Annotated in this window: 12 protein-coding genes; 9 read left to right on the top strand and 3 right to left on the bottom strand. The window is 46.8% G+C overall.

Features of this window, described 5'->3' with window-relative positions; translation table 11 throughout:
- Positions 1 to 57 precede the first annotated feature (57 nt).
- Entirely contained in the window at positions 58 to 366 is a 309-nt protein-coding gene (locus tag EI981_RS29680) for a discoidin domain-containing protein (RefSeq protein ID WP_237172668.1), read from the top strand.
- A gap of 458 nt (positions 367 to 824) precedes the next feature.
- Here EI981_RS29680 and EI981_RS15700 read toward each other — a convergent pair whose 3' ends face one another.
- The gene (locus EI981_RS15700) at positions 825 to 4,139 is read right to left on the bottom strand and encodes a DEAD/DEAH box helicase (RefSeq protein ID WP_126999681.1); all 3,315 of its coding nucleotides are present in this window, start codon (positions 4,137 to 4,139) and stop codon (positions 825 to 827) included.
- A gap of 92 nt (positions 4,140 to 4,231) precedes the next feature.
- Positions 4,232 to 4,570 carry a helix-turn-helix domain-containing protein gene (locus EI981_RS15695; RefSeq protein WP_126999679.1) on the bottom strand — a complete coding sequence of 113 codons (339 nt, stop codon included), beginning with the start codon at positions 4,568 to 4,570 and terminating at the stop codon, positions 4,232 to 4,234.
- A 172-nt stretch (positions 4,571 to 4,742) separates the two neighbouring features.
- Between EI981_RS15695 and EI981_RS15690 the strand changes: the two genes are divergently transcribed.
- From EI981_RS15690 to EI981_RS15660, 7 genes are all read left to right on the top strand, one after another.
- Positions 4,743 to 5,840: a hypothetical protein gene (locus EI981_RS15690; RefSeq protein WP_227011454.1), complete on the top strand. Its 1,098-nt coding sequence runs from the start codon at positions 4,743 to 4,745 to the stop codon at positions 5,838 to 5,840.
- Positions 5,841 to 6,003: 163 nt separating this feature from the next.
- Positions 6,004 to 6,768, top strand: coding sequence for a MerR family transcriptional regulator (locus EI981_RS15685; protein WP_126999675.1), 765 nt, complete (start codon positions 6,004 to 6,006; stop codon positions 6,766 to 6,768).
- A gap of 78 nt (positions 6,769 to 6,846) precedes the next feature.
- Positions 6,847 to 8,232, top strand: coding sequence for a protoporphyrinogen oxidase (gene hemG, locus EI981_RS15680; protein WP_126999673.1), 1,386 nt, complete (start codon positions 6,847 to 6,849; stop codon positions 8,230 to 8,232).
- A 478-nt stretch (positions 8,233 to 8,710) separates the two neighbouring features.
- Positions 8,711 to 10,420 carry a proline--tRNA ligase gene (locus EI981_RS15675; protein WP_126999671.1) on the top strand — a complete coding sequence of 570 codons (1,710 nt, stop codon included), beginning with the start codon at positions 8,711 to 8,713 and terminating at the stop codon, positions 10,418 to 10,420.
- A 342-nt stretch (positions 10,421 to 10,762) separates the two neighbouring features.
- Positions 10,763 to 11,356, top strand: coding sequence for a pyridoxal 5'-phosphate synthase glutaminase subunit PdxT (pdxT, locus tag EI981_RS15670; protein ID WP_126999669.1), 594 nt, complete (start codon positions 10,763 to 10,765; stop codon positions 11,354 to 11,356).
- 7 nt (positions 11,357 to 11,363) lie between these two features.
- On the top strand, positions 11,364 to 12,461 hold the full coding sequence (gene hisC, locus EI981_RS15665) for a histidinol-phosphate transaminase (RefSeq protein ID WP_126999667.1): 1,098 nt from the start codon (positions 11,364 to 11,366) through the stop codon (positions 12,459 to 12,461).
- Between the two features lie 88 nt (positions 12,462 to 12,549).
- Positions 12,550 to 13,134: a peroxiredoxin gene (locus EI981_RS15660; RefSeq protein ID WP_227011453.1), complete on the top strand. Its 585-nt coding sequence runs from the start codon at positions 12,550 to 12,552 to the stop codon at positions 13,132 to 13,134.
- Positions 13,135 to 13,175: 41 nt separating this feature from the next.
- Here EI981_RS15660 and pdxR read toward each other — a convergent pair whose 3' ends face one another.
- On the bottom strand, positions 13,176 to 14,594 hold the full coding sequence (gene pdxR / locus EI981_RS15655) for a MocR-like pyridoxine biosynthesis transcription factor PdxR (RefSeq protein WP_126999663.1): 1,419 nt from the start codon (positions 14,592 to 14,594) through the stop codon (positions 13,176 to 13,178).
- 235 nt (positions 14,595 to 14,829) lie between these two features.
- On the opposite strand from pdxR, the gene EI981_RS15650 reads away from it, so the two are divergent.
- Positions 14,830 to 15,513: an MOSC domain-containing protein gene (locus tag EI981_RS15650; protein ID WP_126999661.1), complete on the top strand. Its 684-nt coding sequence runs from the start codon at positions 14,830 to 14,832 to the stop codon at positions 15,511 to 15,513.
- Positions 15,514 to 15,530: the final 17 nt, after the last annotated feature.

Genomic DNA, 15,530 nt, shown 5'->3' with positions numbered 1-15,530 from the left:
GTAGCTAGCTCCATTGAGGGTATCAGCTTTGAAGCGGACCGGGCCATTGACGGCAACTTGCAATCCAGATGGGCCAGCAGTGAAGGCAGCGACCCGCAGTGGATCTACGTTGATCTAGGTACTGTTAAGGCGCTCGGTAGTGTGAGACTGCATTGGGAAGAGGCGTATGCGGTCAAATTTAAAATTCAAGTCTCCAACGACGGTTCGAACTGGACGGACGCATATACCGAGACGAATGGCAGCGGGGGAGTGCAGGAAATACCTCTGAACAATGTGTCGGCTAGATATGTAAAAATGTTTGGTACCGAGCGGGGAACCCCTTACGGTTATTCACTGTATGAGTTTGAAGTCTACCCACCGAACTGAAACGTAGGCTTGTGTAGCAATAGATTAACATATTATTAGTTATGTAAACTATATTCGACTAGGTATAAAACAATAGTGGATTCGCATTAATTAATCATATTAATTAAAAATAATTAAAAGTTATAGCACAGTATGTGATCGTTAATTATCAACAAAGGGGGAGGCCTCAAAGACAGGCTTCCCCTGATCCTTACAGCACAAAATATAAGATAGATATGGATACATAATATATTTCATTAATGTTATTAAATAATAAAAAAGTTATGATTAATATAATGAAATTAATGTCGATTTCACTCGAAATGAATCATAATGATGACGTATATGATCGATTTATGTTACCATAATAATAGTTATGTTAACTAAACTATTGATCCCTTTGCCATTAGCAACACTCTACACAAAAAAGAGCAGGCCTGGCTTCTATTCAAACCAGACCTGCTCTTCTACAATCATCTTCAAATCATCAATATCTCGCGGATCTCTTGCTCAGACATACTGGATATTGATTGTTGTCCTGGCTGAATGATCTCGTCGATCAGATCCTTCTTCTTCTGCTGCAATTCATACATTTTCTCCTCAACGGTTCCTTCAGTTAAGAGACGAATAATTTGTACCACCTTGGTCTGCCCGATACGATGGGCCCGGTCTGCAGCTTGCTGCTCAACAGCTGGATTCCACCATAGGTCATACAGAATGACAGTATCTGCCCCCGTTAGGTTAAGTCCAGTACCACCAGCTTTCAGAGAGATCAAGAAGATGTCTTTCTCTCCTTCATTGAACCTGTCACATAGATCAATCCGTTCGGAGGAAGGAGTTTGTCCGTCCAGATAGAAATAAGGAATACTGCTATATCCAAGTTCACGTCCGATTAGACCGAGCATCTGTGTAAATTGCGAGAAGATCAGCATTCGCTTCCCAGAGCTAAGGCATTCGTCAATAATCTCAAAGAGCTGATCGAACTTGGCCGACCTGCCCTCATAATCCTCAATAAATAAGGAAGGATGACAGCATAATTGACGCAGCCGAGTGAGCCCGGCCAGAATGCGGATCTTATTCTGCTGGAAGCTGTCTTCGTTAAGATGCTTCAGAGTCTCTTGCTGAAGCTGAGCGAGATAAGCTGCATACAGCTTCTTCTGATCAGGCAACAGTTCCGAAGCTTGCACCGATTCAATCTTCGCTGGAAGTTCACTTAGGACATCTGTCTTCAGTCGGCGCAGCAGGAATGGCTTAATTCGATTAGCGATGCTCTCCCGCGACAGATCATTAAAGGTCTGTCGATCCCGGAACAGGGCAGGGGAGACCGCGTCGAAGATAGACCAGAGCTCCTCAAGCGAATTTTCGATGGGCGTTCCGGTTAGTGCGAATTTATGCTTAGCTTGCAGCGCCTTGACGGCATGAGCCGTTTGTGTCGTATGATTCTTGAAGTTCTGCGCCTCATCCAGAATCAAGGTATGATAAGCCTGTTCGGTATACTGTTCAATATCCCTGCGCAGCAGTGGATAAGAGGTAATAATAATATCGAATCCATCTTGCTCCTGCAGCTGACGAACCCGCTCGTTCTTACTGCCATCAATGATCATACTCTGTATCTCTGGAGCGAATTTTCGCAGTTCATTCCGCCAGTTGTAGACGAGAGAAGCAGGGGCCACAATAATCGCTGGCAGCTTATGCTCACGGATTTCCGGCAGTACCGAGACGAGGAAGGCGATGCTCTGCAGCGTCTTGCCCAGCCCCATATCATCGGCAAGAATACCGCCGAAGCGATACGTAGCGAGCGTCTTCAGCCACTGATACCCAAAGACCTGGTAATCACGCAGTACAGGAGCAAGGTTTGGCGGCAGCGCAAACTCCAGATTGTCGGGATTCTTCAGGTTCGACAGAAGACGGCGCAGCGACTTCTCTGGTTTTAATAGCTCCCGATAACGCTGCTCATCCAGGAGATGGAATGAACTGGCCAACGGCACTCGGAATCCATCACCATTTTCGTTGAACTGGAACTTGCCCGAATCCTGGACGAACTGAATCATATGCTTGAATTTCTCGTCCGACAACGGCATTAGGGAACCACTTGGCAGCTTGTAGTATTTACGCCTGACCTCGATCGCCTCGATTAGCTCGCGGATTTCATTATCGGAAATGCCATTCAATTCGAATTTGAATTCAAGCCAATCTGTACGCTCGTCCCAAATAGCGGAGATTCTCGGCGGAATAGTTGGACGCTCAATCCTTACCTTAACGGCCGTTGTGGCAAAGATATCAACGAACTGTTCCAACCTCGGCACAGTATAGTAGAGAAAATCAAACTCCGCATTTTCATCATCCAGGAAGAAGCCACTCTCCGTTCGCACAAAAGAACTCTCATCCATCAGCTCAAGGATTCGCCGCTCCTGGTCTTCGTCACGAATAAGGATGAGATCGGTTCCCCGCTGTAGATCCTGATCCTCAAGCGGGTTAATGACAACATCTCCATATTGGAATTCCAACCCCGCCAGCAGGCGGTTCTTCAAACGGTCCAGATACAATCTGGCCTGCAAAGGCTTCCGTACAATCCGATCTGTGATGGAATCATCGATCTTCACTTCACCAAGCTTCATCAGCCCTGGCAGGGCTTTCTCGATGAACAGAGACATCTGCTCCGCACTCACGCCGACCCTAGCTTTGCGGTAGACCCGTAACAACTTCTTAAGTTCATGGAGTTGTAGGCATTGCTGCGGATCAAGTGTTATCAGCTCGTTATAGATTAGCGCCATATTATAAGAGTCGAGAATTGTAATCTCATCCAGACCTTCGACCTCAAAAGAATAGGAATCATCTTCATCAGAATGCCTGATCGCATATTGGATAGGCAAAGGTCTGTCTGATTCGAAGAATCCTTTGTACAATATGCCACCCGCCTCCAGCTTGACGGAAGGGCAGGAGCGAAGCAGCGCCAGCAGATCATTCCAAGCGTAGGGCGGTATGACAAGGCCGCGCTCTTCGGGATATCCGGAACGAAGATGATAATGATCAGCCATCTCATGTAATAAATGCTCGTTCCGTTGAATGTCTATCAGCTTCTGTATAATCGCGGACACCTCAGCGGGGAAGTTGTGGAGCTGCGGATCATAGGTGAAATTGGGCGTAAATGTATATTTACCGCCAAGATTGATTTGCTCCAGGAGTTGCTTAATATTTTTTACAATATATAGACGCTTCGTCCCCAGCTTCATCTCTATCGAGAATATTTGCTTCTCATATCCGTACGAATCCAACCTCAGTATAAATTCAGCCTCCAGACGCTCTCTGGCATCGAAATACGATCCAGTCCGTGTCAGGCGGGTCTTGCTCTTGCCGAACAGCCCCATAATATCGCGCATCAGCCGCGTATCCTGGGCCGTGCTGCGATGTGGTGCTTGCCGCATATCCCGTTTCAACGGAGCAGCTAAATTAGTACCCATCTGTTTCGGTGCCAGATCATGGCGGCCAGACGATTGTTCGGTATGGTTCTGTATTTTATAGGCGCCTATCATCACAGCTGCGATATGCGGGCAGTAATTGCCGCTCGCGGCAAAAGCCGGGCAAGTACAATCAGCGGTTAATGCACCGTCCGGATAGATCGCCAAATTCACTTCATATTCATCCGTTCCCGATACATTGGCCTCATAAATTTGTTGGTCCGTGTTCTGAAGCGTGTAGGTAACCTTGCCAGCCTCATAATAAGTCTGTCCTGCCTCATAGGCCGCTTTGCCACAGAACATATGTATCGCAGTCTGAGTTAATAAATGTCGCATCGCTTTACATCATCCTCTTACACTATCTATCACATTAATGATAAACAAGTTCCCCTATAAAATAAAGCAAGGCCGGCACCACGGTTCGGGTGTCAGCCTTTTGGCGATTTGAATTCAACAATCGGTTTAATGACTTGCATGATTAATTTGATCTTCTCCGGTGGACAATCTTCCAGCATTTCTATAATTTCATTACGCAGATAGTCATTGGATAGCTTATTAGTACCGCTCAGAATATACTCTGGCGATTCCTCAAGCACTACGCATAATTGAGATAGCCTGTCCAGATTAATAGGGGTCTTACCACGCTCAATCTTGCTTATATATGCGTTGGAGACGTCCAGTTTCTCAGCCAGCATTTCTTGCGTAATTCCTTGTTCTTCTCGGGCATGCTTAATGCGTCTGCCGATCAGGGAATAATCGAAGCTCATGTTCATCACCTACATGAATTGTAGCAACCTTAGTTGATCTATAACATGCATATGAAGTTTAATTGAACTTATAAGTTAACAATAGTAATATATAGGTAATTAACCTTTATATATTTATATTCTCCCAAATTATTGTATTTATGTTTGGCTATTCGAAGGAGATCATCCCATGGTGACTAATCACAGAGTCTCGCCAGGTCAGGAACGATCTGTGCCGCATAAAGAGCTATTTGAGAAGGCGGAGTCGTTGTTCGCTTGTGGCATGTGGCAACCTGCAACCGAATTATATGAGAAAATAATAAGCATGAGTGACGATAGAGCGGTGACGGATGAGGTCATCATGAGCTATTTCCGGATATTTTACATGACTTGCGAGACTCAGCCCGGCAATACGGGGGAAATGCTGCGGTTCATTCCTTTTCGTCATCGTCTGCGCGATGAGTATGGCTTGGAAGGGCTCTACTTGCTTGCACGAAACTATGCTGTGCTTGATCGCTGGGATGAGGTTCGGCAATATGTCGCTGAAATGCTAACGCGGGCTGAATCATTGTTCAAGAAGCAGAACGGGAACTGGTTCCGGCGCAGGCTGCCTTTTAGACGCTCCATAGCGAATTACTATGGACAAGGTCTGCTGATGATGTCTGAAGCGTACGAGTCTGAAGAGGCATACGCTGAAGCAAGGGAATGTCTCGAACGCTGCTTCGCTCTGCCGCAGATTCATGATGCTCTGCCAGATGACAAACTGGAGGCGGAGCGCTTCTCATTGTTGGCTAAGGGGAGACTACTGGGGCTAGAGCTTAAGAACGGTCAATTGGACCGGCTCCCGCAGCTTGTCGACTTGATGAATGAATATCCGGTACTGAGAGTAGATGGCTTAACAGCCTCGTTAGTTGCGGCTAATAAATACGAATTCTCCTTCGATCCCTGCTTAAAGGACATGCTATACCGATTTGCGGATTCTTCCCCGGCATTTATGCTGAGCGGTGAGAATCAGATTAGAGATCGCGATCGGTATAGTAGAATGTATTATCAATGTGCGGTATATTGGCTGAACGGAGGCGAGTGTACACAGGGTGCGACGCAATTGCTTCGCAGTATTAAGCTGAACTTATACCTCAAGAATCAGCACCAGCTACTGGCCTGTCTCATACTGTACGAGAAGCATATCCATCATATTCCGGATAACATTAGCGCGGATATTATGAAGTGCTGTGAAGAGCGGTCCAAGGAGGTTAAGATACGCTTCCCCTGGAAGCAAATGCTCTTATAGACCATTCAAATAGGTCCTTCGTTGATCACAACCCTCTCCATGCTGAGAGTCTGACTGTTGGTACAAGCACTTACAGAACTTTTTATAAAATAGGAATTACAAAATAGATGTTGACCTTCACGTTACGTAAAGGTGTAGAGTGAACTTGTCAGGAGGGAAACAGATGGAATACACCATTCAAAAGCTGAGTCAGCTAGCTGGAATCAGTACAAGGACATTACGCTATTATGATGAGATTGGCATTCTTAAGCCGGCAAGAATCAACTCATCGGGATATCGGATCTATGGGGCAGCCGAGGTTAACCAGTTGCAGCAAATTTTATTTTTTCGCGAGCTCGGATTACCGTTGGATCATATCAAACAGGTGATTACAGACCCGTCCTTTGACCGGATTGCAGCGCTGAAGCAGCATCGCAGACAGCTCCTTGACCGCAAGCGGCAGCTAGACTTGCTGATTGCGAATGTAGATCATACGATATCCGAAGCGGAAGGGAGAATAACGATGACGGATCAAGAGAAATTCACCGGATTCAAAGAACAGTTAATCGCTGAGAATGAGCGGCAATATGGGGACGAGATACGAGAGAAGTACGGCGCTGATACGATCGATAAAGCGAACGGGAAGCTGCAAAATATGACTGCTGGGCAATATGAACGAGTGACGGCACTTGCCGATGAAGTGATCGCGGCTTTGCTGGAGGCGTACAAGACAGGTGATCCGGCGGGGGAGAAGGCTCAGCACGCTGCCGAACTTCACAAAGAGTGGCTGACCTTTTACTGGGACGCCTACAATAAAGAAGCCCATGCCGGCATAGCGCAAATGTATGTCGATGACGAACGATTCCGTGACTATTATGACAAGCATCAGACTGGGTTGGCCCAATTCCTGCGCGACGCCATTCATGTGTATATTAATGGAACTTTGTAGTAGGAATATTGTCCGCTTCGAGACAAGTAGGTTATGATGGGGAGAGTGAATTATAACCCTTGATCGAGGTGGAATAGATTGAAGAAGGTTGCGGTAATTGGTGGAGGAATTACAGGATTGTCCACGGCTTATTATTTGCACAAAATCATTCAAGAACGAAAGCTTGCTGCGGAGATTGTACTGATTGAAGCGGATGAACGATTGGGTGGGAAGATCCATACGGTGAAGCGGGATGGCTTCATTATGGAGGTCGGGGCCGACTCGCTTGTTGCCCGCAAACGAAATGTAGATCCGCTGATCGATGAACTGGGACTGCGAGAAGAAGTTGTCTATAACGCTACGGGTAAATCCTATCTGCATACTGAAGGTAAGCTGAAGTTAATACCCGAGGAGGCGGTATTTGGCATCCCGCTCAGTCTCCAGGCTCTGGCGGAGAGCGAGCTGGTCTCGGCAGAAGGCAAGGTGGAGGCGCTCAAGGACTTCTATACGACGAATGAGACGTTCACGAAGAACGATTCGATAGGCCTGTTCCTGGAAGCTTTTCTTGGCAAGGAGTTAGTCGAGAAGCAGATCGCTCCGGTACTATCAGGTGTATATTCCGGCAAGCTGAATGAATTAACGATTGCTTCCACGCTGCCTTATCTGTTGGATTACAAGAATCAATACGGCAGTATTATGAAGGGACTTGCTGAGAATCGCCAGACCTTCAAATCGCAAGGGGAGAAGAAGTTTCTTTCCTTTGCAGGTGGCACTTCAGCGATCATTGAGCGGATGGAGCAGGCGCTGCCAGATATCGAGTGGATGAAAGGCTGCAAAGTGAGCCGTGTAATACGAGACGGAGAGCAGTACACGCTGGATTTGAAGGATGGTCGCAGCTTGGTGGCGGATAGTGTTGTTCTGAGTGTGCCGCATCAAGCGGCTCAGTTGATGCTTGCCAACGAGAGTCTGAACGAAGACTTCGCAGAATTGATCGGCAGTTCCCTGATCAGTGTATATATGGGCTTTGAAGTAAGCGATGAATTGCTTCCTGAGAATGGAACGGGCTTCATCGTTGCCGATAGCAGCGGCATGAAATGCCAGGCATCTACATGGACCAGTCGCAAATGGACCCACACATCGACAAATCATCAGCTGCTGGTTCGCTTATTCTATAAAAGCTCTGGCCCACACTATGAGCGTCTGCAAGGCTTATCTGAGGAGGAGATGCTGCAGGAAGCGATGTCCGATCTGCAGCAGAGCATCGGTCAGCTGCCACAGCCGACAACCTATGCAATTACGCGGTGGATGGATTCTATGCCCAACTATCATTTACGGCATCATGAGGTCGTCCAATCGTTGGAGCGTAAAGTTGCGCAGCAGTATCCCGGGATGTTCCTGGCGGGTTGCTCTTATTACGGCGTAGGTATCCCGGATTGCATCGCCAACGGTGAAGCAACCGCAGCTCGAGTGGCTGAACTGCTATAGTATTGACTATCCCACCAGTACATGATAAAGTTTCAAAAAAGCAATGACCAAGACAAGTGTTCCAAAGTTCGCGGTGCAGAGAGAGAATCCCACAGGCTGAGAGGATTCTTCCGTCGAAGGAGTACTTCCCGACTTGCGAGCTGTAACGGGATAACCGTTACCGGGGTTCGGCCGTTATCCGAAGAAGAGGACAATGATACAGATGAGCGATAAGTTCAAAAATCCGGTTTTCAGCACCGAGAAGGTTGGATGAAGCTAGGGACTGAGGAGCGAAGCGTACATAGTGGGTACGTGAGCACCGGAAGGCCCGGGTGAATTCAAGATTCGATGCCGAATTTACTTCTTGAATTACTTCGTGATCAAAAGCGGACTTTTTGAACTATCATCTAAGCGTCATTGTCGAAATAGGGTGGTAACACGACACATTCGTCCCTAACGAATGTGTCTTTTTGCTTTTTATAACAAGGAGGTTGTTACAATGCGACAGAGCACTTTACTATTGAACACGTTACGAGAATCGCCTGCGGAAGCGGAAGTGGCGAGTCATGAATTGTTGCTGAGAGGTGGCTTTATCCGGCAATTGGCGGCTGGAATCTATACATATCTGCCGCTAGGCCGGCGAGTATTACGCAAGATTGAGCAGATTATTCGTGAGGAGATGGAACTGACCGGAGCCCAGGAAATACTGATGCCAGCACTCCAGCCTGCTGATCTCTGGAAGGAGTCAGGACGGCATAGTGTGTATGGTCCTGAGTTGATGCGTCTATCTGACCGCAATGAACGGGAGTTCGTTCTGGGACCTACGCATGAGGAAGTTATTACGGCTTTGGTGCGGGATGAGATTAATTCATATCGGAAGCTTCCGGTTACGCTGTACCAGATTCAGACGAAATTTAGAGATGAACGTCGTCCGAGATTTGGATTGCTGCGCGGACGGGAATTTGTGATGAAGGATGCTTATTCCTTTGACACAGATTGGGAGGGATTAGATCGTTCATATCGGAAAATGTACGGGGCTTATGAGCGTATTTTTGAGCGTATAGAGCTAAATTACAGAGCGGTGGAGGCAGATGCTGGAGCGATTGGCGGCGAAGGGGAGACCCATGAATTTATGGCTTTGGCCGATATTGGCGAGGATACGATTGCATCCTGTACTTGCTGTGATTATGCAGCAAATATAGAAGCTGCCGTTGGTAGGGATGGAGCTGAACCCGTTGTGCCTTCGTCCGAAGTGCTACCGCGCGAGAAAATCCAAACTCCAGGAATCCGTACCATTGACGAACTCATTGACGGCTTGCAAGTGGAAGCTCAGCAAATCATCAAGACACTTATTTATAAGGCGGATCAACAAATTGTCGCTGTATTAGTCAGAGGCGATCACCAGGTTAATGAACTGAAAGTGATGAAATATTTGAACACCGAGAGTCTCGAGATTGTCGATCCGGGTGCCTTACATGAGCTTGGGCTGGCGCCTGCCGGTTCTATCGGCCCTTGCGGAATCCATATCCCTGTGCTTGTGGATCAAGAGGTTGCTAGTATGAGTGAAGGTATAGCAGGGGGCAATGAAGCCGATGTTCACGAAATTCATGTGCGCCCTGGACGGGATTTCAAGCTAGAGCAAGTTGGCGACTTCCGAAACGTTGTAGAGGGAGATCATTGCCTGAATTGCCAGCAGGGGCGGTTGAAGTTCTCACGCGGGATAGAGATGGGTCATATTTTTAAGCTTGGCACGAAATACAGTGAGAAGCTGCAGGCTCATTATTTGAACAGTGCCGGCAAAAAGGAACCTATGATCATGGGCTGCTACGGTATTGGAGTATCGCGACTTCTCTCTGCTATCGCTGAACAACGTCATGATGACCGAGGAATGATCTGGCCCATGTCGGTGGCTCCATTTCAAGTCCATCTGATTCTGATATCCAGCAAGAATGAACAGCAGACTCAAGCTGCAGACAGACTATATGCGGAGCTTGCACAACAAGGGATTGAGGTATTGTATGATGACAGGAATGAGAGTGCAGGCGTTAAATTCAAGGATTCAGAGCTGATTGGCATTCCGCTGCGGATTACAGTAGGCAAGAACGCTGAGCAGGGGGAAGTCGAGTTGACCGTTCGTAAGAATGGGCAGAGTGAGCTTGTCTCCATTGACGAGGTCGTTAATCAGGTTAAGAAAAAGGTTAAGGGTTAGAACCCTACTAGGAGGTTGTTAACCACGTGTTGTTCCTGCACGGACTGAAACAGTTGCAGGAATGCACTTATTTCGGTAAAAACTGCTGAGATAACAATAGATGTATCAACGCAGTTTATATGCTTCAATCAGCTTATAACAGGAATCAGGGTTTCAAGCCGCATCAATTATGATATGCCTATCGTAAGGATAGGCTTGCTTGAATCATAGGAAAAACCTATTGTTTTTATAATATTAACGGAATAGTCTTATCATAAATTCGATATTATACTCAATTTACGATCTTGTGTCGAAATTTCCAAATTTTAAGCAAATAAATAGCATGCAGGAACGAGGGCAATTATGGAAACGAAAATAGGCGTTTTAGCACTGCAAGGGGCAGTGAAAGAGCATATGAACATGATTCATGAAGTTGGTGCAGTTGGCATTGCCATCAAACGAAAAGAACAATTAACCGGTATAGATGGCATCATTATTCCTGGAGGTGAAAGCACAACAATAGGGAAAATGATGAGGAAATATGGGTTAATCGAGGAGATCCGATCGTTTGCTATGTCTGGAAAACCTATATTTGGAACTTGCGCAGGTCTGATTGTACTTGCCAATGAAATAGATAGTGGTGAGGAAGCTCATCTTTCTCTCATGAATATGAGAGTATCCCGCAATGCCTTCGGACGGCAGAAAGAAAGCTTCGAAACTGTTTTATCGATAAAAGGTATCCCTCAACCTGTCCGGGCCGTATTTATTCGAGCTCCTCTAATCCAAAAGGTAGGTATTGGTATCGAGGTTTTAGCAACCTATCATGACCGAATTGTAGCAGCAAGACAAGGGCTTTTACTCGCGACCTCCTTTCACCCCGAGTTGACTGATGATACTTCATTACACTCCTATTTTTTACAAATGGTTCTTGAATCAAGAAGTAGCGTGAAAGGGTGAGAGACGGATGAAACCGAAAACGAATGTTCTACATTTGCCTGTATACCAGCCGGGGAAACCAATTGAAGAAGTGAAGCGTGAATTGGGTTTGACGGAGGTGATCAAGCTAGCCTCTAATGAAAATCCATTTGGTTGCTCGCCAAGTGCGATTGAGGCAATCCGTGCAGAAATAGAAAACATCCATTACTATCCGGACGACGAAGCTGGTGCATTGCGGCTCAAGCTGGCTGAGATGCTCGATGTTCAGCTCAATCAGATTATTATGGGCGCAGGGTCGGATGAGGTGATTCTGATGCTGGCTCGAGCCTACTTGGTTGCCGGGGATGAAACGATCATGTCGATGAACACTTTTCCTCAATACAAACATAATTCAGAGATAGAAAACGCAGTCTGCATTGAGGTCCCGCATAAGGAAGGAAAACATGATCTCTATGGCATACTGTCAAGAATGAGTGAGGGAACCAAAATTGTCTGGATTTGCAATCCCAATAATCCGACGGGAACGATCGTTAGTCATTCTGAATTGGAGCGCTTTCTGCGCCTGATTCCGCCGCATGTGCTCGTCGTGGTGGACGAAGCCTATTCCGATTATGTCACGCATAAAGATTATCCGGACGGGCTTCGTCTGTTGAAGGACTATCCTAATCTTGTTCTTCTTCGGACATTTTCGAAAATATATGGGCTAGCCTCCATGCGAATTGGATACGGGATCGGACACCCTGATGTGATCCGTACAATCAATCAGGTCAGGGAACCGTTTAATACGAGTCGATTCGCACAGGCAGCAGCCTTTGCTTCGCTGGAAGATCAGGCATTCGTCGAGAGATGCCGTATGCACAATCGGGAAGGGATCATTCAACTCTGTTCAGAATTTGACAATATGGGATTACGTTATTTCGAACCGCACGGCAACTTTATCTTGGTTGATGTACAACGCCCGTCCAAAACCATGTTTGATGAGTTGCTTAAGAGAGGCGTTATCATACGGGGAGGTCATGCGCTGGGTTTTCCAACCCACATCAGAGTAACAGTTGGAAGAGCTGAACAGAACGATAAGTTTTTAAGAGCGCTGCGAGAAGTAATGGCTATTGTTGCTCAACGATAGAGAATGACTGAAAGTAGAGTTTGTCCATAGCAGGAAGGAAACGGAAATAGAGAACGGTTTTATGATTAAACGTAAGAAATAAGGACAGATGGAGAAGGGAAGAGAAGCTGCGATGGCTGAAAAAGAATTTGGACCGGGGCATCTTGCCCTGCCGGAAGATGACGGGAAGGTCGCGCATCTTCGTGGCTTGCAGATCCCCAGCATCGGTCTGGCTGCAACTGACGGCACTACTGTTGACCTTGCAGAAGGCGGATTAACCGTTGTCTACGTGTATCCGCGTACAAGCCCCGCAGTCGGCGGTGCTCTGGAAGGATGGGATGCAATCCCCGGCGCACGCGGCTGCACTTCGCAATCATGCGCATTTCGCGATCATTTTGCCGAGCTGAAGGGTGTGGGCGTCGAGCGGCTGTTCGGTCTTTCGACTCAATCCACGGACTACCAAAAAGAAGCCGCCGAGCGGCTTCATCTGCCGTTCCCTCTGTTGTCAGACAGTTCACTCTCTCTTTCTCGTGCTCTGGAACTTCCACTTTTCGAAGTGAGAGGAATGACACTCATCAAAAGGCTAACCTTGATTATCGATAATGGAAGGATTGAGCATGTGTTCTATCCAGTGTCTCCACCGGAGCGAAATGCCTCGGATGTAATGGCGTGGCTTTCATCGAGAAGAACCTAAACCTGTTACATCAAAGAATGATGTGTGTATCCCAGAAAATGCTACAAGACCGTTTCAGCAAGTCGATATATGCCTTCCACGATAAGCCTTTCGTCTACCTTGGCAAAGCCTAATACCCACCCTTTGCGTCTACTCTCCAAGCAATAGGAATGAAGTTGGTGTACCCGTACTCCGCCCTGAAGCGCTCGGAGGGTCATCGTATCCTCGTCAAACGATTCATCCGCTTCCAGCAGTACATGCAAGCCGGTTTCAATCCCTCGCAACGTGAACTTGTTTCCGAGACCACTGGCCATAATCGCCTTCTGCATGATTTCATGACGGCGTCGATAGATATTTCTGGCTCGTCGCATATGGCGCATAAAATACCCGTGCTCGATGAAATGTGCCAGTGACACTTGTTCCATGATCGGGAGATGGCGATAGGTGAATGCTTGCACGCGAGCCAGCTGTGCAATGGCTTCGGCAGGTCCGATAATAGCGGATATGCGAATGCCCGGCATAGTCAATTTTGAGAAGCTCATTAAATAGAGACAATTTTGTGGAAGTTGGCTAAATAAAGTGAGCATCGGGTCTCCGCGGTACCGGAATTCACTGTCGTAATCATCCTCGACAATCCATGCACGTTGCTGAGCGGCTCTATGCAAAAGCTGTTGCCTGCGTGGTTCTGATAACATTACACCTACGGCACACTGATGAGCAGGGGTCACAAGGATGAGCTTTGCTTCAGAGGGTACCTTCTCTACTACAAGACCGTGCTCATCAACAGGAACTGGAGCAACCTTCATTTGCCGGTATTTCATCGTCATCCAAGCAACGGGATATCCAGGGTCTTCGACGGTTATCGTATCACCCTTGGTCAAAAGTGTTTGTGCGATGAGATCAATACTATGCTGAGCTCCGGATGTTAGCAAGATTTGATTCGTTTGAACATGAATCCCACGTTCTAGTGATAAATAACGTTGGATCTGTCGGCGTAACGGCTCAAAGCCATAAGCATCCCCGTAGAACCAGGAAGAAACATTGAATTGGGAAGAGGCATTCAAATACGATTTGCGCCACGCTTTTAACAATTGCGTATCTACAAAAGGTTGATAGGGACTAAAATCGATGACCGATCCCTGGTTATCCTTACTTCTAAACCAGTGTTGCGACTGTTCGACCAGCAAAGGCAGTTCAGGAAGCTGTGGCGGATCAAGCGAGGGAGCGTATTTGTCATTGATCTGAATCCAATCATTAACGCGTGTCCCCCCGCGTCCTGATGTTACCGTATAACCACGGGTTAGCAGTTCATCATACACAATTTGGATGGTGGAGCGGGACACTCCCAACTGCTGAGCGAGCTCTCGAGTGGGCGTCAAGAGCTGCCCTGGCTTCCAGACTCCATTGTTAATATGATCGATGGCCTGATCGAGCAATTGCTGCCACAGTGGTCTTTTATCGTCTCGGTTTACTTTCAGCAATTTGATCCCCCCTTATATGTTGAAGTGCTTTAGTGATTTTGGATTGTTCAAAAACGCAAGTTTTGGATGGATATAACCAATCCATTTATTGATATACTAGCATAGTATTCTTCTTCTATGCAATGCCGTACAGTTTTCGCATAGAGGAAAGTCGATGTTCAAAAGAGCCGAGGAACGTGGTTTATAGTCGCTTTGACAAACTTGTTGATCAAAATCTTAGAGCGGGGTGATTCGAATGGCATCTATTGAAATTCTTTCATTAAATGTGGGCATGCCCACACAGGTCCAGTTTCAGAAGAAAGACGTTTCTACGGGGATATTCAAAACGGCTATATCCGAAGCTTTGTATTTATCTTATCTAAACTTTGAAGGGGATGGGCAGGGGGATCTCGTTCATCATGGAGGCAGGGAGAAGGCTGTATGCGCCTATCCTTACGAGCACTACCCATTTTGGGAAAATGAGCTGAAAATACCGTTAGAGTATGGCGCCTTAGGGGAAAATTTAACGATAAGAGGCTTGTTGGAAACCGATGTCTGCATTGGGGACGTTTTTGAGCTTGGTAAAGCAATCGTTCAAGTTAGTCAGCCGAGACAGCCTTGTTACAAGTTGACGATTAGGCACGGTGTACCGGATATGCTCTTGAAGGTACAACAAACGGGCTACACAGGATTTTACTTCCGCGTCCTGGCAGAGGGGGTTGTCTCTAAAGACGACGGACTATCGCTTCTTCATCGTCATCCTAAGGAAATTACAGTTTCATTTGCCAATCGGATTATGCACCGAGAGAAGGATAATATCGAGGGCATCAGACAAATCCTCGAAGTGGAAGAATTGTCCTTGAATTGGAGAAATACGTTTCTAAAACGTTTGGCGGGAACCGAGACGGATTCTCGAGAAAGACTTACAGGCAACACGTAAGGCAATGAATCTGCAAT

The organism is Paenibacillus lutimineralis (assembly GCF_003991425.1).
GTDB classification, from domain to species: Bacteria; Bacillota; Bacilli; order Paenibacillales; family Paenibacillaceae; genus Fontibacillus; species Fontibacillus lutimineralis.
The sequence above is the reverse complement of the archived record's forward strand: the minus strand, read 5'-3'. Positions and strand labels throughout refer to the sequence as shown.